Source organism: Chthoniobacterales bacterium (genome assembly GCA_018883245.1).
Taxonomy (GTDB): Bacteria; Verrucomicrobiota; Verrucomicrobiia; order Chthoniobacterales; family JACTMZ01; genus JACTMZ01.
The window spans coordinates 1-23,727 of record VEQL01000039.1 but is presented as its reverse complement, the minus strand read 5'-3'; the positions used below and the strand labels follow the sequence as shown (position 1 = coordinate 23,727).

Sequence of the window (23,727 nt, the reverse complement as noted above, 5' to 3'; positions counted from 1 at the left end):
TGCAGCAGTTCCCGCGCATGCTCTTCCTTGCGGCCTTCCACCAGATCCCACACCCGACCACCGTCGAGATCGTTGAGCATGGTGGCGTAAACATGCCCGCGCCGGAAACTCTTCTCGTCCAAGCCCAGGTAGGCGATCGGCTCGCGCCGGCGCCGCGCCAAACCCCGCTCGACGGCCGCTTTCATGATCGCGTTGACCGTATGCCAGTGCAAACGCATGACCTTGGCCACCTGGCTCACGCTGCCGCAGGCCTGCAGCCATACCACCACCGCCTGCGCCATCAGCCGCGTCACCCGCTGGTAACGCTCCGCCCACGGCACCGCCACCTCTTCCACCCGCCCGTCGGCATACTTCACGCTGGGAACCCGCGCACTGATCACCGTCTCAAACTGGCAAGTGTCCAAATGCCGCCACGTGCGTTGCCTCCACTGGTGCACATGCGCCGGCCCTTGCGTCACCGGATCACCCCACCTCGTCCCCGGTTCCACGCCCACATGCACCACCACCCGCTGGGCCGCCATATCCAGTTCCACTTGCTCAACCTTCCAAGGCGATTGCAGCCCCAGAACCTGCTGGTAAAAATCACTGTCTTTCACCAAGCCTCTTGACCACCAACACACCCACACTGGCAAGCTTTCACAGCAAATATCGCGAAGAACCGATATTTTTGTCCCTACGATGATGGCTCATGTAATCACTGATGTTGCCCTTGCTCACCCAATCCAGAGCACGCGCCAATAAATCCTGACGGTTGGCACTCCCTTTCACGTAAGCACCCCATCGCTGGATGTTCGCGTTCTGGCTGTTACTGAACTCTGCCTTTGCGAGAGTGACAAACGGACCCGAATAAATGGCATTCAAGAGCTCCTGATCGTTGAGCGGAACGCCTTTGATGTTAATTGTTTTGAACCACTCCTTGATTTCGCTTTCCGTGCCTTCGCATTCGTAAATAAGCAGCCCCGAATTCAGAATTCGAGCGCGCTTGTCCTTAGCCATGCCACTGAAATACTGCTCATTCCCGTCATCGTCTTTAATCGCAAACTTGCCCGTCACGAATCGTCCAAGACTTGTGATTCGTTGTTGCCCGTCGAGAACCTCGAAATTGCCATCGCTCACTTTGTTGAAATAGATCAATCCAAGCGGATAGCCCTTGAGGACAGAATCAATGACATCCGCTTCTAACTTGCCGCCAGCAGATGCATAAATGTAGTTACGCTGATATTCAGGCTGGATCGTGAGCGTTCCAGACAAGCCGAAAAGGCCCTTTCCTTCCAATTCGTTGTAAACAAACCCATCGCAAATATCTTCAACCGTGATTCCCGTCCTTAGCGTTGTCTTCATGTTTTACTGCTTACAGTGGTTACGCACGGTGGCGGATTAGGACACGCTTAAACACCTTGACTCCATTTACAACCCCTGAAGCATTTAAGTCATAGACTCCTGGTTTGCCAAATAGACTTTGATACGCTTCCCGACATTCACGCGAGGTGTAGACGCGCGTTCTGCAAGCATTGTGTGGATCGTTGGATTCTGTAGTTCCTAAGATTTCAAACTGGTCAGGATTATATCTATCTAAAAAACTGATTGGCACACCCATAACGCCTTTGTAGTCGCTAGGGATTGCATCCGTGAAAGGCACTTCAATGGCATCGTAATTGTCATACGTTGCATACTTTGTTTTGCCTCTTATTTCTTTGTGCTTACTGTATTTAAGATTTTCTTTCATGGTCATCAGCGGCAACGGTTGATGACGACGCCCGTGGTCAAGATTCGTAAACCAACGAACACCTTTTATTCGCAAATACTTTTTCCCATCAGCATCAACTCTCCATCCAGCCGCAGTTATGGGATAGCTTTCTGGAACCTGAAATTCACGATCACCACTCGTAATGGTTGGGCCTAGCCACATTTTGTTGTTCTTTATGTTTGGGAAAATTTCTTTGTATGTTGAGGCATTCATGTTCCCAATAACGACAAAGCTTTTTTCGTAATCAAAAAGCTGTCTCACATACTCTCGAAAAAGACTAAACGGTGGGTTTGTTACAACGATATCCGACTGTTCGAGAAGATGTTTACACTCGGCGCTTCGAAAATCACCGTCTTCTTGAAGCGGCGTCCATTCGTTATGTTTGTTCGCTTTTAATTGAATTGCCACGTCCTTCAAATTGAACTCGCCATCTCCATTAATGTCAGCCACGTCATTGATGATGAACTTGTTGGCGTTTACTTTGGGACGGCCCTTTGACTTGGGAAGAGAGCCATCATCTCCGAACAGAGCAAGTTGCGTGTTAGCCACTGGAGAGGGTTTGTAGCTAGTTGTGACCAATCGTTTCAAACCGAGCTTTTTGAAATTGAGCACGAAATAACGGAAGAAATTACTCTCGAACGGATCGTCGCAGTTGCAATACACCACCTTTTTGCGGAACACATTCGCGTCGTATTCCAGATACGCTTCCATCTCTTTCTGAATATCGGCGTATTGCGTGTAAAACTCGTCGTTCTTAGCCCTTTTGGCCTGTGTCAGATCCTTATTTGCCATGGTATTTGCTGGTGGGACTGCTCATCGCGCCTGTCTAGATCGAGATTCAAATCGCTGTAATCACCCTAGCCGTATCTTCAGCCCAATGCATCTCAAATGTCTGGCGCGGCATGAAGCTGGACACGGGGCTTGTAAGCGTTGACCGAAGGTCACAGCGCACAGGCCTGTGGCCAGCGTAGTGCCGAGAGTGCGGGAACGTATGGAAAACAACCCCCGCACGAAAAGCGTGGCTCTGGCGGAGCAGATGTGAAGCCATTGGCAACGCCACGGCTGAACAGCTGCTACGACAGTGGCACGCCCCTTGACCAACACTGAACATGGAGTGATGTCGTCGCACTCGATGTGAACACGAAACAAGCGAAGCGGCGGCGGTCGGAGCGAAGAGCTTTGGCAAAGCCAAAGCTCTGAGCGCCTGACGCTGCTGCGAAGCGTTCGATCCGACACCGCGCAGCGCTAACTTTTTCTGAGTTGGGGGGGATTGTGAAAAAATTCCTGGGGTGGTGTATTTATGGCCGAGCCAACGACTCACAATACAGAACGCGGTTACCCGATGGCCGCAAGCGCCGCGTCGACGCGGCATCTGTTTGCGGAGGCAAGGCCGCAGAATAGGTGAATACAAGTGAAGTGGTGTGTAGCTCTGCTGCATACCACTCCCCATTTGTATATCAGGCCGAAGGCCCGAAGCGTCAGCGTAGCCTATACGAGAACGCCGCCTCCGCTCGAAACGACACCGAGGCGTTTGCTCCGACATGCGTGCTGCAAGCACGCGTAGAGGAGCAAGATGCGCCGAGTCACGAATTGAGAGAGTTCACGTTGGCGGCAGAGAGCGGGAACAACTTCGACGCCAAAGGGGGGAATCGAAAAGCGCCGATGAGAACAGCCGCAAAGCGGATGTGAACATGGGCGCTTTTAATACGACTCGCGCGATGAGCCGACAGGCTGATCGTGCCTACATGAACGGGTGCGACTTGTTCTTCAGCGACGAGATCGTTGATGCCTTTGCTCGCTGTTTTGCTCTGCGACTATCTTGAGAGCAGGACTATCGACACCAAGCTGCTTTATCATGTGATAGATGACAAAAAGAACACCATCATCCAGCGCGGGATTTATCTGCAAGGCGCGCTCAAAATCAGAGAGCGCATCTGAATATCGTCCAAGTTCGGCGAGGAGATTGCCTCGATTGAGGAACCAATCAGCACGTTCGGGAGAATACTCGATAGCTGTGTTGAATTTATCGAGGGCGGTTTCCGAATCACCAAGTTTCCAGGTAGAGAGACCAGACATGAAGTATTCCTCAGCTGTATTTTCAAGGTCTTCTGCTCCGAACGTATCTTCAAACACTGCACGACTAATAGGACGCGGCGGAACAAAAGGCGCTAAAGGCAACTCGGCGTTCGTGGAGTCTGACCCTTTTTTCAATCCGATTAGTTGGAGAATTTTTGAAAACATTGATGCATCAATGAGGAATAACGGCCAGAGATTTTCCGACAGGAGATATGCAGCAACTTGATCGAAGTAGCAATGGGGAACCAAGTTACCTTGCCGACGGACAGGAGCGCGGTGCGGTTTTCACAATGCCGCTTAGGGTCACACTTGAGGTTATTCCGCGCGGAGACGAACGGCGGAAGAAGTCAACGGGGACGCTGGAAATAGAGAACACGGGCGAACATCCGAAGCACCCGAAGTTGGCTAATTACCGCTATCGCATGACAGGGCCAATCAACGGCGGCGAGGTCGGGAAATGGCACGAGGGCACGCTAAGAGACGTTGACCGAGACAAAGGCTATTGGGCGCACGTGAAGGCCGTTCTGAACGCCTTGGACTGCGACTCCAAACCGATGCCGAATGACTAAGCAAAAGCGCACCTTATTAAGCTTTTCCCCCACAAAATCCTTAATAGAACCTTAATAATAGGCCTTTTTCAGAGGATTTACTTCAGTTATCATCGAGGTTTCGAATCCCTCCCCATCCGCCATCTGCCGAAGGCAGCTTGAAACTTCGACTGGGATGAGAACGCAGTTCGAGCCGAGCGCAGCGAGACAGCCGGAGCGCAGCGCAGGCAATCCCTCCCCATCCGCCATCTGCCGATCACTGGCTGATGAGCGTATTGCCGATGAGGGTGCCGGTGGTGCCGTCGGAATTGATCATGACGCGGCCGGACTGCCAACCGGCGGTGCCGTTGGGTCCGTAGAATGTGTTGCCGAGTTTTTGGACGTAGGTCGGTCGGGAAGATGAAACAGGTGCCGGCGACACCTCCGCACTCGTTGTCTGGACGGTTGCGGAAACGGGCGCGCGAAACACACCCGGCACAAGCAGCGAAGGCGCGCGAACGTAATCGCGTTCCGGCATGGTCCTGTTCGTCCGGCGCATCAACGCGCGGGTCGCTCTGCCGCGTCCGCCGGCACAACCGAGTTCCTCGAGCTGCGCCATGACGTAGTCCTTGTCGCTCATGCCTGCGGGTTTGACCGCGGGACCTGGCACATCGGGTTCAAGCGTGCGGCAACCGCCGCAAAACAAACCCAGGAGCAACGCGCAGCGCAGAGTTTTCATGGCCCGGAAAAATCTACCACAGGGGCGGTGAAAATTCTGCGCAATGCCGCTGCAACGTGGTAGCAAATGCCGTGGCTCGACCCGGAGGACGAACCCCGACCCATGGAAAACCACAAAGAAGTCTGGCGTGAGTGCCCGGATTGCGGCGCGGATTACCTGCTGCGTCCGCTGGCGCCGGGCGAGTTGTTGCAATGCCGGCGATGCGATGCGCGCCTGGCAACAGCCAAGGGAAGCGCGTCGTTGCAGGCGGCGTGGGCGCTGGTGCTCACCGGTTTGATCCTTCTCGTGCTGGCCAATGTTTATCCGGTGATGAAGTTCACGGTGGCGGGAAATTCGCAGAGCAATCTTGTCGTGACGGGGATCGAAGGCTTGGTGCGTCAGGGCTACGGTCCCCTTGCGGCGCTGGTGCTCTTCTCGTCAATCGTCGCGCCGGCCCTTTATTTGCTTCTGCTTTGCTACGTGCTCGCGGCCGACTGCACGGGAGGAAACTGGCCGGGGATATCCGCGGCCTGGCGATGGGCGGAGTTGCTCGCGCCGTGGAATCTTGTGCCCGTCTTTGCCGTGGCCTGCCTCGTTGCCGTGGTGCGTCTGGATCTTCTCGGCACGGTGACATGGGAACACGGGGCGCTGTTCATCGTCCTTCTCTCGGCGTGCTGCCTCGTCCTGGGGCGCGTGCTCGATCGCGAGCGCATCGAAGTCTTGCGCGGGGAGGCCGCATGACGACTCGCGCGATCCGTCTCCAGCGCGCGTGGGCCCTGCTCCTGAGCGGCGCGATTCTTTATCCCGCGGCGAATATTTTCCCGGTGATGACCATGACCATCACCGGCGAGCACGACGATCTGACGGTGTGGGGCGGCGTGATCGAACTTTACGATGTGGGGCTGTGGCCGGCCGCGGTCGTCGTGTTCCTTGCGAGCATGTGTGTCCCGCTGTTCAAAATCGGGGCGCTCGGTTGGCTGCTGTGGATGGACGGTTCGCCGCATCTGCGCCTGCGCCGCACCAAGCTCTTCCGCTTGATCGAGACCATCGGCACATGGTCGATGGTGGATATTTTCCTGCTTTCGGTGCTCGTGGCCGTGGGCCAGCTCGGAGTGCTTGCAAGCGTGCGCACGCAACCGGGCGCATTGTTTTTCGCCGCGGTGCTGATCTGCACGCTGTTCGCGGCGCAGAACTACGACGCGCGCATGATCTGGGAGGACAAAAAATCTTGAGCAACAGCGGACATCAACGCACGGATCACGCCGAGGCGGTGCGCGGACGCAACCGGCAGATTTCCCTCGCATGGCTGTTCCCGCTCATCGCGCTGGCTGCGGCGGGATGGATGTTCGCGACGCACGTGATGTCGCGGGGGCCCGAGATCGAAATCAGCTTCATCGACGCGCCGGGCATCGAGGCGGGCAAGACAGCCCTGATTTACCGCGGCGTGGTGGCGGGCAAAGTCGTGAAGGTCGATCTGAACCGCACGCTCACCGAGGCGCTTGTCACGGTGCGTTTGGAAAAATTTGCCGCGGGCCTCGCGGTGGAGGGCTCGGATTTCTGGATCGAACGCCCGGTGCTATCTTTGCAGGGGGCGTCCGGATTGACGTCGCTCATCCAGGGCAATTCGATCCGCGCGCGCATGGGCACGGGAAAACACCGGCACCAGTTCCGGGGGCTGGAAAGCAGCCCGGTGCTCTCGATGGACGACACGGCGCTGCATGTGCGCCTGCAATGCGAGGAAACTCAACCCCTCGATCGCGGCGCGCCGGTGACATTCCGCGGGGTGAGAGTCGGGCGCGTTTGCGAACAATCGCTCTCCGAGCAGGGCAAACCCTACATCGACTTAGAAATCCAGAACACCAAAGCACCGCTGCTGAAGACGAGTTCGCGCTTCTGGGTCGTTCCAGCCACGTCGGTGACCCTCGGTCCGGGCGGAATCAAACTCGATTTCTCCGGCCTCGACACGCTGATCCAAGGCGGAGTGGCGTTCGACGATTTCGGCGTTCCCGGAGCGCCGCTCGCCGACGACTCGACGGCGCCCCTGCTGGAGAGCGAGGCTTTGGCGCGCGCGTGCGGCACACCGTTCGTCGTCACTTTCGAGGGGGGCCGCGGGATCAAGGCCGGACAGACCCGCATCACTTACCTCGGGCTGCCGGTCGGCATGGTCACGGCCGCGAGGCCGGTGGAAGGACGCGTCGAAGTCACCGCGCAACTGGACCGCGCCTACGACCACCTTCGCCGCACGGGTTCGGAGTTCACGCTGATCGAGCCTGTTGTTTCGATGCAGGGAATCCGGGGTCTCGAGACGCTCATCACCGGCGTGGCGATCGACTTCCTGCCGGGGGGCGGATCGTCCATGGCCACGCGTTTCTCCGGCACCGTTCCCTCGCAACCGCAGCAGGAATTCATGGAGGAAAGCGAGGCCGGCCGGAAATTCCGCCTTCTGTCATCGGGCACGACGATCGGCGTGGGGGCCGCGGTGATTTATCGCGGCACGCAGGTGGGCACGGTGCTGGAGAAAAAACTTTCCGGGGACGGCAAATCCGTGGAGCTGCGCATCGGCGTGCAGGAACAACACGCGCGCCTCGTGCGCGAGAACACGGTGTTCTGGGAGGAGCGCGGGCTGCGCGGATCGGTCGGTTTCGTGAACATCCGCATCCAGACCGCCACGCCGTTGCCGCTTACGGGCACCGGCGCGATCACGTTCGCCACACCCGATGCCGCGGGACCCGTCGCGCCCTCGAACAAGAGTTTCGTTCTCTATGACAAACCCCGACGAGAATGGTCCAAATGGAACTCGCCCCCGGCGAACGGCGGGGACAAGCGCTGACACCAGACCCGTAACCACAGTATGGACACGAACACGAAAACTCCCCTGCGCCCCGGCCTCGCGCTGATCATCCTCTTTGTCGGTCACCTCTGCGCCACGTTGTTCATGTCGAACCTCGGGCTCGGGCTCGACGCGATCGAAGATCCCGTGGCCGGAAATTGGGCGCGCACGACCCACGCGGCGTTCCGCTTCGGCTCGACCTGGTTCGGGCCGCCGCTCGCGCTGTTCATGATTTACATCGCGTTCCGCATATGGCGCGGGAAACCCGTGCAACCTGCGATCGATTTCATCGGCATCTTCCTGACGCTGAGGTGCCTGATCATTTTCGCCGTCCTCAACCTCCTGCTGCTCAGCCAACTCAAGGCCGGCGGAGTCCTGCTGGTTCAGCTGGTCCTTTTTCTGCCTGTCATCACGCTCAACTTCGGCTGGCTTTACTGGCGGATCGACACGGGGGCCCGGTTGAAAGGGCGGCAGCACGTCCGATTCACGGAGGACGATTCGCCCGACCCGTTCGATTACTTTTACATGGCCGCGATGCAGCTCACGCAGTTCGAGCCGGCGGTGGCCGAGGGGGCCTCGCGCCTGATGAAGACTCTCTTCGTGATCCACGGAATCATGATGCTCGATCTGGTGGCGCTGACGCTTTCGCGTGCGATCGGACTGGCCACCGGCGGGGGATAATACGCGGCCGGGGACAAGTTGCCAAACGGCCGTTTGACAAGCGCGGGGGACGGTGCGTCATTGCGCCAAAACCCCACCCCGATGCGCCGTTTCTTCGTGGCTTCCATTTCCGCCCAGCTGGTCCTCGCCTCCGCGGCCCCGCTCCACGCGGCCGTGCTCACACCCAAGGTCCGGCTGCTGACGGAAAAATCCCGGGCCGTGCTGAACACAGCAGCACGGTCCGCCACCGCGCGCCCGGTGCTGAGGAGTTCCTACCCGTGGAAGCGCGGCATCATGACGACGATTTTCTGGATCGGCGAACGAGCGGCGGCGAACAATCCCGTCCCGAACGACAAGAGCTCGTGGGACGCAAGATGGGCCCGCAACTACGGCGGCTATGACGACCCCGATCCCCGCGCACGCCGCGATTACCGTCCTGCCCGCTTCACTCCGCGGCTCAACCCGTTCTACGTCGCCCTTCCCTACAACGACGTGAGCAACGGCCGGACGAAACCGGAGGCCGCCACCGTCATTCCGTGGTTCAACAACACCTTCGTCCGCCATGGTGAAAGTGTCTGCAAAGGCCGCTGGCTCGCCATCCACTACCGCGGGCGCGTGGCCTTCGCGCAATGGGAGGACGTCGGCCCGTTCCGCACAAACCACTGGCAATACGTTTTCGGCGACGAACGTCCCCTGCCCAACCGCAACAACGCGGCCGGCCTCGATATCTCTCCCGCAGTGCGCGACTACCTCGGGTTGAAATCCAACGACCGCGTGGACTGGCGCTTTGTCGAGGCGTCCGAAGTCCCCTACGGTCCCTGGTCCCGCCACACGGCAAGTTCTGCCACCCTCGCATCCGCCGCTTCCACGCAAAGCGGGGAGTTGCAGCGGGACTGAGTCAGGAACGCTCCGCCGACTGCATCGCCCGCCGCAGCAATGATGCGGCGTCGTCCTCTCCTCGCTCCAGCTGCGCAATTCCGTAGCCCAGGGTGAAGGGCACGCGCACGCCGCCGTCGAGCGTGACGCCCACGTTTTCGACGTCCCTGATCGTTTCGCTCGCCTTTTGCCGCACCGCGACGGAAGGCAGACCGGGAAGCACGATGGCGATGCTTTTTCCACCGGCGCGGAAAACGCTTCCCTGCTTGGCAAAATAACGGCGGCAGGCGCGGGCCAGCGACTGCAGCAGCATGTCGCCCGCCGCGCGTCCGTGCGCCTCGTTCACCTTTTCGAGGTCGCGGACCATCACGACCAGCAGGGAGAGGTCGGCTCCGGATCTCCGCACGTCGGCGATGTCCTCGCCAAGGCGCTCGGCAAGCTCCGCGTCGTTGCCCAAGCCGGTGAGCGGGTCGGTCGGTCCGCGGCCAGATTCCTCGCGCGCGTGCACGACATCGGTGATATCGCGGTGCGTGCCGAGCATGCGCAGAGGTTTCCCATCCTCGGTCCGCGTGACCACGCGGCCGCGATCGAGCACCCAGATCCACCTTCCGTCGCGGTGCTTCATTCGCACCTCGCACTCGTAGAGCGGTTTCTCGCCGGAGAAGCAGCGCTGCAATTCCTCGTTCGAGCGCAGAAGATCGTCGGGGTGGACCAGATTGAGCCACGTTTCGATGCTGATCGGGGCAAGGTCGGAAAGATTGTATCCGATCATCCGAGCCCACAGCTCGTTGAAAACCGTTTCGCCGGTCTGCACGTTCCAATCCCATGTTCCGATGTTCATCCCCTGGATCACATCGGCGAGGTGCTGGCGCTCGTCGCGCAAGGCCTGTTCCCGCGCGCGCCTCGCGTTCACGTGGGCCGAGCGCCGTGCCGCGACCAGAACCGCTGCGATGGCGATAAGGAGATCGACGGCCAAGCGCAATGTCTGGGCGGCATCATGCGGAAAACGGAATCCGATCGCGATGTCGAGGATCAGGGCCAGCGCGGCAAGGATCGCAACGGGGAGCGGGGCGAGAAAGGCCGCGGCAAGGATGATGGGGATCCAGTAATGCGGCATGAGGCCGGCCCCGGGCGGCAGGAGAAGATCCAGCACGAAGAACGCGACAACAGCTGCTCCGGCAACTATCCACCACCGGGTGTTCGTGCGGGCGTCCGCATCTTTTCCGCTTTGCTCGATTTTCACCGTCGAAATGAGTGCACCTTATCCCACTTCCGGGGCGGATCCGGCAAGATCGCATCAGGAGTTTGCACCGCGGCGGAGAACATCAGCGGCTTTATGCCGATTTCCGCACGGCGAAAACTATCCCAAAACCAGGCGTTCTTGGTCGCGCCGTCCGTCGGCGTAGGCGCGGAAGACAGCGGCGATTTCATCCCGAACCCTGCGGAATTCCAGCATGACGTCCTCTTCCGAGCCGACGGCGTGCGCGGGATCGGCGAAAGGCCAGTGATGCCGGTTCACTTGCCCCGGGAACACGGGGCAGGCTTGGTCGGCGTTGCCGCAAACGGTGATGACTGTCCCGATATCACGGTCGAGGAACTCGTCCATGTGCTTCGAAGTGTGTGTGGAAATATCGATCCCGATCTCGGCCATGACCGCGACGGCTTTGGGATGCACGAAGCCGGCCGGACGCGACCCGGCGCTGTGCACCTCGAGAAAATCACCGGCTGCGTCCCGCAGAATGCCTTCCGCCATATGGCTGCGGCACGAGTTTCCGGTGCAAAGGATCAGGACGCGCGGTTTGTTCATGCCGGCAAGGCCCGTTGATACCAGTCGCGGCTGCGCACGCATGCACGGCAGACCGAGAGCATGACGGGAACCTCGACAAGCACGCCGACCACGGTGGCCAGAGCCGCCGGCGATGTCGGTCCGAACAATGTGATGGCCACGGCCACCGCCAGTTCGAAGAAGTTGCTCGCACCGATGAGTGCGCCGGGCGTGGCCACGTTGTGCTGCACTTTGAAGAGCCGCATCAAGCCGTAGGCCAATCCGGAATTGAAATAGACTTGGATGAGAATCGGCACAGCCAGCAAGAGGACGGCCGTCCAGTTTTTGACGATGTTGCCGGCTTGGAAGGCGAAGATCAGCGTCAAGGTGGCCAGCAATGCGGCGATGGTGACCGGCCGGAAAACGGGCAGAAACTTCCTCTCGAACCAATCGGCGCCCTTGGCCCGCATCAGCAGGGTGCGGCTGGCCCAACCGGCCACCAGCGGAACAACGATGAACACAACCACCGAGGTGACGAGAACTTCACCGGGGATGTGGACGCCTGTCACGCCGACCAGAAGCATGACGATGGGCGCGAAGGCGAACACCATGATGAGATCGTTGATTGCCACCTGCGCCAGCGTGTAGGGACCGTCGCCGTCGGTGAGGTAGCTCCACACGAAGACCATCGCCGTGCAGGGTGCGGCGGCGAGGATGATCAACCCGGCGACATAATTTTTCGCGGTCTCCGGATCGATCCAGCCGAGCGTTTTGCCGAACAACTGCGCGACCAACAACCAGCCGAGCAAAGCCATGCTGAAGGGTTTGACCAGCCAGTTCACAAACAAAGTCACAGCGAGGCCCTTCGGTCTGGCAACCACTCCGCGCAGCCCGCCGAAATCGATCTTCAGCATCATGGGGTAAATCATGAGCCAGATGAGGACCGCGATGGGCACATTCACATGCGAGCCCTCGCCGAATTCGATCTCGCCGATGCGACGCGTGAGGTCGGGAAACGAAACACCCAGGAGCAGGCCCAGACCCATGCAGGCGAAAACCCACAACGTCAGATAGCGCTCGAAGAAATCGAGGCGCTTGGCGGGGGTCCGGGCACTCATGTTGCGGCGCGGCGTTTGCGCCCGCGTTTGGCCGGCCCCACGGATCGGGGACAATTTTCCGAGAATTTTCCGCTCAACTTCCGCAAACGCGCGGAGTCATCGCGACAGACACGCTCCCCGCCGCAACAATCGCGCAGGCAGGCAAGGTTTGCCTCGAGGGACCGCGACCGCTTGTCCGGAAGCCGGTAGATCATCCACTGGCAACAGCGTTCGCGAAGCACCATCCCGCGCCGGCGCAAGTAGGCCAGATGACGCGACATCTTGACCTGGGGTTCCCGCAAGACTTCCTGCAAATGGCACACACACAGCGGGCCCTGCAGCAGAAGGTGAACGATCCTGAGGCGCGTCTTGTCGCACAGACATTCGTGGATGCGCACCAAATCCATGGTCGTGTTTATATCTGCCTATGCGTATATAGTCAAGGATTCTTCAGCCCGGGTTGCGACTCCACCCCGGGAAGTTCGCCGCAAGCTTTTCTATCTTGCGCGGTCTGCCATTCCGCCGAAAGTGAATGCGGGTCGCGAAAAACAATGGAACCGGATACTTCCCCCGCCAAACCCGTCATCCTCGTGGTGGATGACACGCCGGACAACCTCGCGCTGATGTCGGAGCTCTTGCGCGAGCGCTACACGGTGAAACTGGCCAAGAGCGGCGAACGCGGACTGCAGCTCGCAGCCGCGGATCCGCCGCCGGATCTCATCCTCCTCGACATCATGATGCCGGGACTTTCGGGCTACGACGTGATGCGGCGTCTCAAGGCGGATGAAAGAACGCGGCACATCCCGGTGATTTTCCTCACCGCGATGAGCGCGGTGGAGGATGAGAAGCGCGGGCTGGAGATGGGGGCGGTGGATTACATCACCAAGCCCATCTCGCCGCCGATCGTCCTCGCGCGCGTGGCCAACCACCTCCACCTCAAAGAGGCCGCCGATTTCCTGCGCGACAAAAGCATTTTCCTCGAGCAAGAGGTGCAGAAGCGCACCCGCGAGAATCTCGCCATCCAGAATGTGACCATCCTCGCCCTCGCTTCGCTTGCGGAGACGCGGGACAGCGAGACCGGCTACCACATCCGCCGCACGCAGCACTACATCCGCATCCTCGCCGAGCAGCTTCGCCACCACCCGCGCTTCGGCTGGTATCTCACCGACGAGAACATCGCGGAGCTTTACCGGTCCGCCCCGCTTCACGACATCGGCAAGGTCGGGATCCCGGATCATGTTCTGCTGAAACAAACGCCCCTCACCCCGGAGGAATACGAGGTGATGAAAAAACACACCGTTCTGGGGCGCGACGCGATCCAGTCGGCCGAGGACCAACTCGGCATGCCGGTGGATTTTCTCAAAACGGCGAAGGAAATCGCCTATTACCACCAGGAGTGGTGGAACGGCGCGGGATATCCGACGGGCGCCAAAGGCGAGGACATTCCCGTGAGCGCGCGCCTCATGGCGGTCGCGGATGTCTATGACGCCCTCATCAGCAAGCGCAACTACAAGGAGGCCATGACGCACGAGGATGCCGCCAAAGCCATCCGCGACGGGCGCGGCACCCATTTCGATCCCGACGTGGTGGATGCTTTCTTCGCGACGCAAGACCAGTTCAGGGAAGTTGCCGCGCGGTTCGGAGATGCGGGCGCCAAGCCGTAGCCTCGCGGCGTGTCAGGCGTTCTGGAGGAGTCGTGCGCGCAGCGCACGCGCGCGTTCGGCGGCGATCTCAAAATCGAACGAGGCGACGGCCTCGAAGAGCGGGGCGAAATCCGGATCACGGCGCGTGCCTTTGACCAGGGCAGACAGCTCGCCGGCCGCTTCTTCCGCTTGTGCATTGCTCTGGTCGAGAAGCGGCACAAGCCGGTCGAGCAGCTTGGCGACTTCCACCATGTTGACCGCGGCCCCGCCGCCTGCCGGCGCGGCAGGGACTTCAGCCAAACGCGCCAGACCACCGAGAACGATCTCCAACTCCTCCGCGGTGCGGGCCAGGGCGGATTCGATCGACGATGCGTCCGGAGGTTTTGCGCAGGTCTGCTCGAGTTCCCCGGCCAGGTCCTGAAGTTTTGTGGCACCTATGTTTCCGGCGAGGCCCTTCAATGTGTGGGCCAGACGTTTTTGCGTCTCGGCGTCGGATGCCGCGCACCGGAACTCCTCGACGAATCGTGATTGGTTCTCGGCGAACTTTGCCAGCTGTTTGCGGTAAAACCCGCTTTTCCCCATCATCCGTGCCAATCCGGCCCGCGTGTCGATGCCCGGCAACTCAACCGGCACAATCGCGTCCGACTCCGGGGCGCCGGACACGGCGGGCGCCGGCGTTGCCGGATGGATCCATCGCGCGATCGTCTCGAACATTCTTTTCACATCGAGCGGCTTCGCGATGTGGTCGTTCATCCCCGAGGCGGTCATTTTTTCGCGGCTCTCCGCCATCACATCGGCGGTCATGGCAATGACCGGCAGTTGCGCCAGCCCCGGCAACCGCCTTATAACGCGAGTCGCCTCGTAGCCGTCCATCACGGGCATCTGGATATCCATGAGCACGCCGTCGAAAGTCTTCCCGGCTGCCAGCAAGTCCACGGCCTCCCTGCCGTTGGCGGCGACCGTGACCGCGATGCCCGCTTCCTTGAGCAAATCCACCGCAAGCTCCTGGTTCATCTCGTTGTCTTCCACGAGCAAAAGGTTCGCGCCGGCGAGGCGCCGAGTTTCCACGGGGGATTCTTTCGGAGCGGGAGCCGCCTCGGCCTCGCGACCGCGACCCATCTGCCGCCCGATCGTCTCGAGCAGCGTGGAAGGCGTCACCGGTTTTGAAATAAATCCGTCGAGGCGCACGTTCGCTTTTTGCGCGGCTTCGTCTGCTTCCTCGCGCCCGAAGGCGCTCACCATGATCATGGTGGGCACGCTGTTGGCATGAAGGTCCTGGATGCGCTTGGCGCAAGTCACCCCGTCCATCACGGGCATTTTCCAATCGAGCAGCACAAGGCTGTAAGGATGACCCTCGCGCATCGCGCGCTCCACGCGTTCCAGCGCCTCGGCACCGTCGGCGCTGAGGTCGGCATCCATACCGAAACCGCGGATCATCGCGGCGAGGTGTTCGCGCGCCGTATCGCTGTCGTCCACGACCAGCACGCGCACGCCGGCCAATTCGTCGGCGCGGAACATCCGGCGACGGCGTTTCTGGCCGTCCCGGCCGAAGCGCACGGTGAAATGGAAGGTGGAACCTTTGCCCGGCTCGCTTTCGGCCCAGATTTTGCCGCCCATCAGCTCCACCAGATTCTTGCTGATCGCCAACCCGAGGCCGGTGCCACCGTATCGGCGGGTGGTGGACGTGTCGGCCTGCGAGAAGGATTGGAACAACTTGCTCTGCTGCTCGGGTGCGATGCCGATTCCCGTGTCGGTGACGCGGAAATGCACCACGACCTCCCGCGGATCCACAGTCTCGGCTTTTGCGCCGATGATCACTTCGCCTTTCGGTGTGAACTTGATGGCATTGCCGACGAGGTTGACAAGAACTTGTCCCAGACGCATCGGGTCGCCGAGCAGGGATTCGGGAACGTCGGGCGCGATGTCGAAGATGAGTTCGAGCCCCTTTTCGTCGGCCCGCAAGCTCATGACATCGCCGACCTTCTCGAATACTTCATCCATCCAGAACACGATCGATTCCACCCCGAGTTTGCCCGCCTCGATTTTCGAGAAGTCGAGGATGTCGTTGATCACGGTGAGCAGGCCGTCGGCCGCATGCGTGATTTTTTCGAGGTAGTTGCGCTGCTGCGGATCGAGGCGGGTCTTCAGCGCGAGATGGCTCATGCCGATGATGGCGTTCATGGGCGTGCGGATCTCGTGGCTCATGTTGGCGAGGAAGTCGCCCTTGGCTTTGGCCGCATCCTCGGCGATCCGACCTGCCTTGATGATCTCCTCCTCGGCCTCCTTGATCTTCCCGATGTCGGTAAACCACCCGAGGATCGCCGGCTTGCCCTCGTATTCGGTCCGGAGAAAAGTTGCGAGGAAATGCCCCGCCCTCCCGTCGGCCCGGCGGATCTTCAGCTCGCAGCCGCGGCAAATCCCCCGCTGCTCGACTTCGGCTGATATGCGCTCGCAATCGCCGGCGACCTCGTAGGCATCGGCCGCCGGTTGCCCGATGCGAAAACCCGTCATTGCCTCCATGGCCGGATTGAGGAAACGCACGATCCCGTCCACCGAGACGCCGACCCCGACTGGCGCGGTGTCCATGAGCGCCTGCAGCTTTTCCTGTTCCTTGGCCCTCGCCATGACCTGCTCGGCGCGCTTGAGAGGAGTGACATCGGTGATGAAACCTTCCAAGGCGAGAAGACCGCCGGAGTCCGCGAAGACACCGCGACCCTGCTCCCACACCCACTTTGTTTCGCCCGATGCCGTGTTGATACGGTAGGTCATTTCGAAAGGCCGCTTTGCCTCCACGCCTTGCTGCACGGCGACCCAAACACGGTCGCGGTCTTCGGGGTGAATGACATTTCCGTAGGAAACGGCCCTCGACTCCATGAGATCCTGCGCGCCGTATCCGGTAAGGGAGAGGGCACCCTCGCTGACGAATTCCATGGTCCAGTCGCGGTCGTTGCGGCAGCGGTAAGCCATGCCCGGCAGGTTGCTCATCAGCGTGGCCAGCCGGCGCCGGCTCTCCTCGACATCGTGGAACGCGGTGTTCAGCGCGTCGGCCACCGCGCCGATCTGGTCGTTCCGCGAGCCGCCGCTGTCGATGTCCGCATGCTTCACGACCACGGACATCAATTGACTCTGGATGCTGTCGAGCGGTTTTATGACATGCCTCCTTATGAGGTGATATCCGAGCGCGATGAGCGCCAGCAGCGCGGCCGCGGCGTAAGCCGCCAGCTCAAGAACCGACCGCCGCTCCTCCGCCCGGATCGCCTCGGCGGAAACGCGGACCGTGATGGCCGCGTCCACGGGGGCCAGTTGCGTGAGCCCGGGCATCGAGAGGCGGATGAAGCGGCCGTAGCCGAGGAAGGCGCCTCCGCGGTAAGCCCTCTTCACATCTTCACGCGCGGCCAGAACCTGTTCGAGCTTCGCGGCCAGGTCGCGGTCCTGCAGGCTGGAGATCGGGTCACCGACGAGCGAGCGCTCGCTGGAAGCGAGGACCGAGCGGTCTTTGCCCCCCGCGACGACAATGAGAGCGACATCCTTCTCCGCGGCCATGGCGCTGACGACCCGCTGCAAGTCGGAGGTGCTGTTCACGTGCTCGGCCACGTCACCGATGTAGGCGGAGATCGATTCGGCACGGTCGGACAGCCTCTCGTTCACCTGCGCATCGATCGTGCGGGCGGCACCCCAGATGGCAGCCATGGCGAGCAGGCCACTGGCCAGAAAAAGCGGAAGCAGGACCTTGCGACTGAGCGATGACCGTCCGTGCACGTTCATGGCGGCAGGGAGACGCAGTCCGCGACACCGGGACGGCCGGACAGGAGCCCTGCGGCACGGAGGATGCGCGCGATATTGTCCGCCACGGTTTGCAATTTTTTGTCCGGCCCGAAATAGGCGCCCTGCTCGGATGGCGCGACAAGTTCGATCCCGCTTCCGAGCGCGAGGCTGAACTCTTCCAGCGGCATTCCTGCGCGGTCGGCCATCACCCGAAGCGCCTCCTCCGGATTCTCCCGGAGGTAGTCGCAGGCGCGGTCCAAAGCCCGCAGCATGGCGGCCACCTCGCGGGGCCGCTCGCGCAGGACGCGCGCATCCAAGGCGAGCACATCGACGATCTCTCCCGGGATGTCGCGCGAGGAAAAGACCGCGTGGAAGCGCGGGTCGGCAAGCACGCGCGCCGATTCCGGCGGGTAAGTCACGACAGCGTCGAGTTGTCCGGCAAGCAATTCGTCGCACATCGTGCGCGGTTCCTTGGGAACGGCCACCACGTCGGAGGGCTGCATGCCCGCTTTCTCCAATGCCCGCACCAGCACGTAAGTGTTGAGCGAAGCCGGTTCCACGCCGATGCGTTTGCCGCGCAGATCCTGCATCGAATCGATTTCTCGTCGCGCGAGAATGACGTCCGCGCCGTTGGAAAAATCGATGAGCCGGACGGCGCGCAGGTCGCGCGGCGATGCGTCGCGCGCCATCAGCACTTCGACGAGGGTTGTTGCGACACCGTCGAGTTTTCCCGTCTCGAATGCGCGTCGCACGTCGGAGATCGCCCAGAAATCGAAAAGTTTCACCTCCACGCCTTCGTCGGCGAAGAAACCTTTTTGCTGTGCGAGGTAGAACAGTCCGTAGGGGGGCCAGATATCCATCCCGATCCGCAACGGCGACTGATACCGGGCGCACGCGGTGAAAAACAGAGCCGCCGCGGCGGCCGGAACAAGCAACCGCGAGAACAATCGAACCGCGCGCTTCATCTGCCGGTGAATATACTGCCCGCCGCGCGGCGAGGAAAACCCATTCGGACCGGACCGCCGCCCGGTCGCCAAGACACCGGGGCGGTCAGAAGGAGGGCCGGGGTGTTCTCCCCATACCGGTATCAATCGGCGTGCCAAAGGGGGCAACGCGCGTTTGGATGATTCCGTGGACTGGAAATGGCATGCGGCATTTTTGCTTGGCGCACTGGCTGCAACGCACGCCGGTGAAGCGATGCGGATCACAAGCCCCGCGTTCGCCGACGGAGGGTCGATCCCCGCGAAGTTCACCGCCGACGGCGGGGACATCAGTCCTCCGCTGGAGATCGGCGGCGTCCCCGCCGCTGCCAAAAGCCTCGTGCTCATCGTGGATGATCCCGACGCACCCCGCGGAACCTGGAACCATTGGCTGCTGTGGAATATCGTCCCGGGAATCACGCAAATCGCCGAGGGCACTGCGCCATCGGGAGCCGCCGCGGGTCGCAATGACTTCGGTGAAACGAACTACCGCGGGCCGAGTCCGCCGTCGGGAACCCACCGTTATTTTTTCCGCCTGCTCGCCCTCGACACGACGCTGGATCTGAAGGCGGGTTCCACACGTGCGAAACTGGATCGCGCCATGCAAGGCCATGTGATGGCCGAAGCCGTGCTCATGGGTCGCTACGGAAGATAAACGACCGACGCCGGATGCGCAGCCGAGCACTCCAAAAAATATCTTCTGAAGCATCGGTTGCCGAAGACTCCGAAGGGGTGGCTTCGCCCGTCTGCCTCAGAAGATAGGTGAAACTTACGAAGGGTTTGCCTGCCGTCAAGCGAGCCTCGAAACAAGAGCCATGGCCGGGGCTGCAGTTTGTGCTATAAAGTTCCTATATGACACCTGTCCGCGCGGGGGATAACCAAGGCGCGGGCCTTTCGTTGGTGCCGCTACCCCAAAGACCCCGCGCGTGGACAGCGAACAAGCCGGTGCGCCGCCTTGTCGCGCTCATCGCGCTCGGGATCGGCTTGGTCGGCAGCCTGCTTGCCGGACTGCAGGTCAGCCGAGTCATCGAACACAACACGCTCACGGCATTTTCCAAGACTTGCGACGAGGTCACGCTCAGGATCAACGAACGCCTCACGGCCTACGCTTTGCTTTTGCAGGGAGGGCGCGCGCTCTTCAATGCCTCGGACACAGTAACACGGGGCGATTGGCGGGCATATGTCGAATCGCTTCGCGCGAACGAGACCGTGCCCGGATACCAAGGCATCGGCTTTGCGGTTTTCATAAGGCCGGAGAATCTGGAAAAACACACAGCGCAGATCCGCGGCGAGGGATTTCCCGACTACCGCGTGCATCCGCCCGGCCCGCGAGAGATCTACACTTCGATCGTCTATCTCGAGCCGTTCAGCGGACGCAATCTGCGCGCGTTCGGCTACGACATGTTTTCCGAACCGGTCCGCCGTCTGGCGATGGAGCGTGCTCGCGATACGGGCAACGCGGCACTCTCGGGCAAGGTGAGGCTCGTGCAGGAGGACGGCACGGACGTGCAGGCAGGCGCGCTGATGTATGTGCCTGTTTACCGGAGAGGCGCGGCACTCGGGTCCGATACCGAGAGACGCAACGCTCTCGAGGGATGGGTTTACAGCCCCTACCGGATGGACGATCTCCTCGAGGGAACGATCCCGGAACTCGCGGGCCGCGAAGGAAAATCTCTCGATCTTGAAATTTTCGACGGCGACAAACCGTCCGATGAAGCCCTGCTCTTCGACAGCCAGAAATCCGCGAACGATCACACTGGCCGTCCTTCCCTGCAGCAGGAAAGAACCATCGACTTCAACGGACACCGCTGGCTTCTGGTTTTCCGGGACAAGCCGGAGGGCGGCGGGTTGGACCTTGCCCCGGCGTGGATCACCGCAGGCGCAGGCTTGGTCATCACCTTCCTCGTCTTCGGCATGTTGCTTTCGATTTACAGGCGATCCGATGCGCAACTCACGGCGGAAAGGCTGGCCGTGCAGATCCGTGGCATGGCCTTCCACGACGCGCTCACGAAGTTGCCCAACCGTGTTTTGCTGCGCGATCGTTTCGACATGGCGCTCGCCGCCGCCAAGCGCTCGCAGAACTGGGGCGCGCTGATGATGGTGGACCTCGACAACTTCAAACCCCTGAACGACACCCACGGCCATGCCGCCGGCGATGCGCTCCTCGTCGAGGTCGCGCGCAGGTTGCGCGGCTGCGTGCGCGAGACGGATACGGTGGCACGGCTCGGCGGCGACGAGTTCATCGTTCTGCTCGGGGCGCTCGCGGGGAACGAGGCGGCCGCACGGAAAGAGGCGGAGGCTATCGCCGGAAAAGTCCTCGAATCGCTCTCGCAGCCCTACGTGCTCGCCGTCGAGAAAGAGGCGGTTTCCGCGATCGAGCACCGGTGTTCGGCGAGTATCGGCGTCGCGCTCTTCACCGGGGAAGACACGAGCCAGAGCGAGATCATCCACGCCGCCGACGACGCGATGTATCGGGCGAAAAAGGAAGGGCGCAACCGCGTGTGCCTGCACGAGCGCGGCCGCGCGGAAAATGGGGTGTCAGCGTGAGACGCGCCGGCGTTCGCGCAGCCACTTGTCGCGTTCCGCGACGCACCCGGCGCAGAGGAAGCCCGCGACGGTTTTTTCGGGTTTAACGACACATCCGGCGAGCACGCAGTCGCGCCCGAAAGGGAACTTCGTCTTGGCCGCTTTCATCTCTTCGAACTCCTGCTGCGACGGCATTCCATAGATCAGCTTCAGCTGCACGGCCTTCATCTCCACGCCATGCACGGGACAGATGGCGTTTTGTGCCGGACGAGCGGCCAAATCCCCGGCATTCCAAAGAGCGAAGACCAGCAAGCACAATCCGGCGGCGAACCGGACTCGCCTCCGCGGGCTCATCAGTCTTCGTCCGAAAAAGCCAGTTTCTTGCTCACCACCACGTCCGCCGCAATGGCACGCTCCAAGATCACAATCATGTAGCGGTGCCGCGACATGCCTGAACGCGCAGCCAGTTCGTCGAGACGCTTCACAGCTTCCGGCGACAACTGCACGGCGATGGCACGGGTTTTACGGGGCGCTTTCACCATGAATAAAGTAGTTCAACACAATATGGCGTGAAATGGAAGAAAATCAAAAATGGTGCAAAAAGACTGCGCTTGCTGATATAAAAATTCTCTAAGAAGTCTATGTCTGCACGATCTGGCGATTCGGAACATTCGAACAAGGCGATCATACTGGATGATCTGCCTCCGGAAGTTGTGGACCAGCTTCTCTCGCGCGCAAGCGAGAACGGCACCGATCCCGGAATCGAGGCAGCCAAGATCATCGAGGACTATCTCCTTGGCGAATAAAACGCCGTTTGATTGTTTCCCTTCTCATGGGAGTGCTGCGGCATCCGCGTCAGAGCCACCACCAACCTGCCACCGCTTCTTCCCACGCGCGGTGCTCGTCGGTTGACGACTCCGGAGCGCGTGCTGCAAAGCGTTGCGGTTTTATGCGCGGCGGCATGCACTGGTTCCACTGTGCAGGAAAGTGACCGAAACGGTCGCGTTTCGATAATGCGGAGCGAGTTTCCAGGCGCGCTTCTTCGGGGGAGACAATGGTTTTCATAACGCGGTAACTTTCGCCTCCGCCGTCCATCGGATGCCATGGGGTATTTCCCGCAGCGGAATTACGCGCGGATCCGGATGGAGCATTCACCCCATGGCGGCGCGCCTCCCTGAGCGACCAAGATGCAGCCATGAAATCGCTCCTGCTTTGGATGCGGCGCTTGCGGCTCCGCTACATCCTCGCGCACACGCCGCGCCTTCTCACCCGTTGGATCGCTGTGTGACATGCAAAGCCGCGCGACTAAAGCTCCGGTCAGGGCAAGGCCACGTTCCGCTCGCATGAAAATCGGCACCACCGCTTTCAGCGCGACGAGGCCGATTTCCGCGCGGTTCACGGCCGACGGACGCAACATCAACCCGCAACTTTCCATCAGCGGTGTTCCGTCCGAGGCAAAAAGCCTGGCTCTGATCGTCGATGATCCCGATGCACCGATGAGTCCGTGGACTCATTGGATGCTATGGAACATCCCAGCGGGCACCACGCACATCGCCGAGGATTCCGTGCCGGACGGCGCGGTCGCCGGGTGCAACGATTTCGGCAGGACGGAATACCGCGGTCCCAGCCCGCCCTCGGGCACGCACCGCTATTTTTTCCGGTTGTTCGCCCTCGACACCGATCTTCCCCTGCCTCCCGGCGCCGCGCGACCGGCGTTGGAGGACGCCCTGCGCAACCATGTGCTCGCGAAATGCGAAATCATGGGTCGCTACGCCAGGGGCTGACGCTTTCTTGGTCAACGCAAACCCGACCGACCGTGCGTGCCGCCCCGCGGTGCGCACGGTTTTCTTTCGTATCACGCCACGAGCGGGGGGCGGTCAGCCTTGTGCGTGCATCCTTGATGCGATGCCGCGTCCCCTGCGCCGACCGCTGTGCTCCTTGATCCAGCGGATGCGGTCGGCGATCCATTGCGCGTCGCCGAAGAGCGGCTCCCTGCGCAGTCCGTTGCCCTTGGAAAAATCGTGCGTGCCATGGTTGTTGTTCTGGGTTTTCACGCGAGAAGTTCATCACGCGTGGTTTTTCCGCGCGATGGGGCCTTCAACCCAAATCCCGGCACGGGTGATTCACCCCATGACATCCGCGGCCGCGCGGGTGGAATATAGAATCATGAAAACGAAGAAAACTCCGCAAGGGCTGCGCGTGCGCATCCACATCCCGGCGGATGACCGCGCCCGCACGCTCGCGGGCAAAACAGCCAACAGCAAGGTGCGCTCCGAAGGTCGCCACCTCGCAGCGCTGGAGCGCTCGAGCGAAACTCAGCGCGCATACCAGGCAAGTTCGGCGAAAGAGAGCGATTGACCATCGCATCCCCGCAAGTCGCAGCGAGATGCAGAACCTATCCCAAAACCTGGCGCGGTGGCGTTGCGGATAATTTTCGTTTGTGGCAAGGAGCAAGCGATGTGGCTGTATCCTCTGCGATACAGTCTCGAGCGCCGCGACGCAGCCACGGAAGAAAAG

The 23,727-nt window shown here is 60.9% G+C and carries 23 protein-coding genes; 10 read left to right on the top strand and 13 right to left on the bottom strand.

Annotated elements, in window-relative coordinates; genetic code table 11:
- The 5 genes from FGM15_11510 to FGM15_11490 form a co-directional block, all read right to left on the bottom strand.
- A partial coding sequence (locus FGM15_11510; GenBank protein MBU3666485.1) for a transposase occupies positions 1–596 on the bottom strand: 596 nt, incomplete at its 3' end.
- 40 nt (positions 597–636) lie between these two features.
- Positions 637–1,341, bottom strand: coding sequence for a DUF262 domain-containing protein (locus FGM15_11505; protein MBU3666484.1), 705 nt, complete (start codon positions 1,339–1,341; stop codon positions 637–639).
- A gap of 19 nt (positions 1,342–1,360) precedes the next feature.
- The gene (locus FGM15_11500) at positions 1,361–2,539 is read right to left on the bottom strand and encodes a DNA methyltransferase (GenBank protein ID MBU3666483.1); all 1,179 of its coding nucleotides are present in this window, start codon (positions 2,537–2,539) and stop codon (positions 1,361–1,363) included.
- Positions 2,540–3,514: 975 nt separating this feature from the next.
- Positions 3,515–3,988, bottom strand: a complete 474-nt coding sequence (locus FGM15_11495; GenBank protein MBU3666482.1) for a tetratricopeptide repeat protein — start codon at positions 3,986–3,988, stop codon at positions 3,515–3,517.
- A 639-nt stretch (positions 3,989–4,627) separates the two neighbouring features.
- On the bottom strand, positions 4,628–5,089 hold the full coding sequence (locus FGM15_11490; protein ID MBU3666481.1) for a hypothetical protein: 462 nt from the start codon (positions 5,087–5,089) through the stop codon (positions 4,628–4,630).
- Positions 5,090–5,155: 66 nt separating this feature from the next.
- Between FGM15_11490 and FGM15_11485 the strand changes: the two genes are divergently transcribed.
- From FGM15_11485 to FGM15_11465, 5 genes are all read left to right on the top strand, one after another.
- Entirely contained in the window at positions 5,156–5,809 is a 654-nt protein-coding gene (locus FGM15_11485) for a paraquat-inducible protein A (protein ID MBU3666480.1), read from the top strand.
- Entirely contained in the window at positions 5,701–6,300 is a 600-nt protein-coding gene (locus FGM15_11480) for a paraquat-inducible protein A (protein ID MBU3666479.1), read from the top strand. Before FGM15_11485 ends, FGM15_11480 begins: the two co-directional genes overlap by 109 nt.
- A complete protein-coding gene (locus tag FGM15_11475; GenBank protein MBU3666478.1) occupies positions 6,297–7,898 on the top strand; it encodes an MCE family protein in 1,602 nt (533 codons plus the stop codon). Before FGM15_11480 ends, FGM15_11475 begins: the two co-directional genes overlap by 4 nt.
- Before the next feature lie 21 nt (positions 7,899–7,919).
- On the top strand, positions 7,920–8,579 hold the full coding sequence (locus FGM15_11470) for a hypothetical protein (protein MBU3666477.1): 660 nt from the start codon (positions 7,920–7,922) through the stop codon (positions 8,577–8,579).
- An 81-nt stretch (positions 8,580–8,660) separates the two neighbouring features.
- Positions 8,661–9,455, top strand: coding sequence for a hypothetical protein (locus FGM15_11465; GenBank protein ID MBU3666476.1), 795 nt, complete (start codon positions 8,661–8,663; stop codon positions 9,453–9,455).
- A gap of 1 nt (position 9,456) precedes the next feature.
- On the opposite strand, the gene FGM15_11460 is transcribed toward FGM15_11465, so the two are convergent.
- The 4 genes from FGM15_11460 to FGM15_11445 all read right to left on the bottom strand — a co-directional run bounded on the left by FGM15_11460 (position 9,457) and on the right by FGM15_11445 (position 12,703).
- Complete coding sequence (locus FGM15_11460) at positions 9,457–10,677, bottom strand: sensor domain-containing diguanylate cyclase (protein ID MBU3666475.1); 1,221 nt, start codon at positions 10,675–10,677, stop codon at positions 9,457–9,459.
- A 117-nt stretch (positions 10,678–10,794) separates the two neighbouring features.
- Complete coding sequence (locus FGM15_11455; GenBank protein ID MBU3666474.1) at positions 10,795–11,241, bottom strand: arsenate reductase ArsC; 447 nt, start codon at positions 11,239–11,241, stop codon at positions 10,795–10,797.
- Complete coding sequence (gene arsB, locus FGM15_11450; protein MBU3666473.1) at positions 11,238–12,317, bottom strand: ACR3 family arsenite efflux transporter; 1,080 nt, start codon at positions 12,315–12,317, stop codon at positions 11,238–11,240. Before arsB ends, FGM15_11455 begins: the two co-directional genes overlap by 4 nt.
- Entirely contained in the window at positions 12,314–12,703 is a 390-nt protein-coding gene (locus FGM15_11445) for a winged helix-turn-helix transcriptional regulator (protein ID MBU3666472.1), read from the bottom strand. The genes arsB and FGM15_11445 overlap by 4 nt, the downstream gene beginning before the upstream one ends.
- Before the next feature lie 144 nt (positions 12,704–12,847).
- Here FGM15_11445 and FGM15_11440 point away from each other — a divergent pair, with 144 nt between their 5' ends.
- On the top strand, positions 12,848–13,960 hold the full coding sequence (locus FGM15_11440; protein ID MBU3666471.1) for a two-component system response regulator: 1,113 nt from the start codon (positions 12,848–12,850) through the stop codon (positions 13,958–13,960).
- A gap of 12 nt (positions 13,961–13,972) precedes the next feature.
- Here FGM15_11440 and FGM15_11435 read toward each other — a convergent pair whose 3' ends face one another.
- Together FGM15_11435 and FGM15_11430 are read right to left on the bottom strand one after the other, a co-directional pair.
- Complete coding sequence (locus FGM15_11435; protein ID MBU3666470.1) at positions 13,973–17,704, bottom strand: response regulator; 3,732 nt, start codon at positions 17,702–17,704, stop codon at positions 13,973–13,975.
- Entirely contained in the window at positions 17,701–18,975 is a 1,275-nt protein-coding gene (locus tag FGM15_11430; protein MBU3666469.1) for a hypothetical protein, read from the bottom strand. Before FGM15_11430 ends, FGM15_11435 begins: the two co-directional genes overlap by 4 nt.
- Here FGM15_11430 and FGM15_11425 point away from each other — a divergent pair.
- Both FGM15_11425 and FGM15_11420 read left to right on the top strand, forming a co-directional pair.
- A complete protein-coding gene (locus tag FGM15_11425; GenBank protein MBU3666468.1) occupies positions 18,902–19,339 on the top strand; it encodes a YbhB/YbcL family Raf kinase inhibitor-like protein in 438 nt (145 codons plus the stop codon). The genes FGM15_11430 and FGM15_11425 overlap by 74 nt on opposite strands.
- Before the next feature lie 197 nt (positions 19,340–19,536).
- Positions 19,537–21,231, top strand: coding sequence for a diguanylate cyclase (locus tag FGM15_11420; GenBank protein ID MBU3666467.1), 1,695 nt, complete (start codon positions 19,537–19,539; stop codon positions 21,229–21,231).
- Here the strand turns inward: FGM15_11420 and FGM15_11415 are convergent.
- Together FGM15_11415 and FGM15_11410 are read right to left on the bottom strand one after the other, a co-directional pair.
- The gene (locus tag FGM15_11415) at positions 21,223–21,564 is read right to left on the bottom strand and encodes a hypothetical protein (GenBank protein ID MBU3666466.1); all 342 of its coding nucleotides are present in this window, start codon (positions 21,562–21,564) and stop codon (positions 21,223–21,225) included. The two genes, FGM15_11420 and FGM15_11415, sit on opposite strands and share 9 nt — an antisense overlap.
- A complete protein-coding gene (locus tag FGM15_11410) occupies positions 21,564–21,752 on the bottom strand; it encodes a ribbon-helix-helix protein, CopG family (GenBank protein ID MBU3666465.1) in 189 nt (62 codons plus the stop codon). Before FGM15_11410 ends, FGM15_11415 begins: the two co-directional genes overlap by 1 nt.
- Positions 21,753–22,553: 801 nt before the next feature.
- Between FGM15_11410 and FGM15_11405 the strand changes: the two genes are divergently transcribed.
- Together FGM15_11405 and FGM15_11400 are read left to right on the top strand one after the other, a co-directional pair.
- The gene (locus FGM15_11405) at positions 22,554–22,994 is read left to right on the top strand and encodes a YbhB/YbcL family Raf kinase inhibitor-like protein (protein MBU3666464.1); all 441 of its coding nucleotides are present in this window, start codon (positions 22,554–22,556) and stop codon (positions 22,992–22,994) included.
- A gap of 382 nt (positions 22,995–23,376) precedes the next feature.
- Complete coding sequence (locus FGM15_11400) at positions 23,377–23,568, top strand: hypothetical protein (protein MBU3666463.1); 192 nt, start codon at positions 23,377–23,379, stop codon at positions 23,566–23,568.
- Positions 23,569–23,727: the final 159 nt, after the last annotated feature.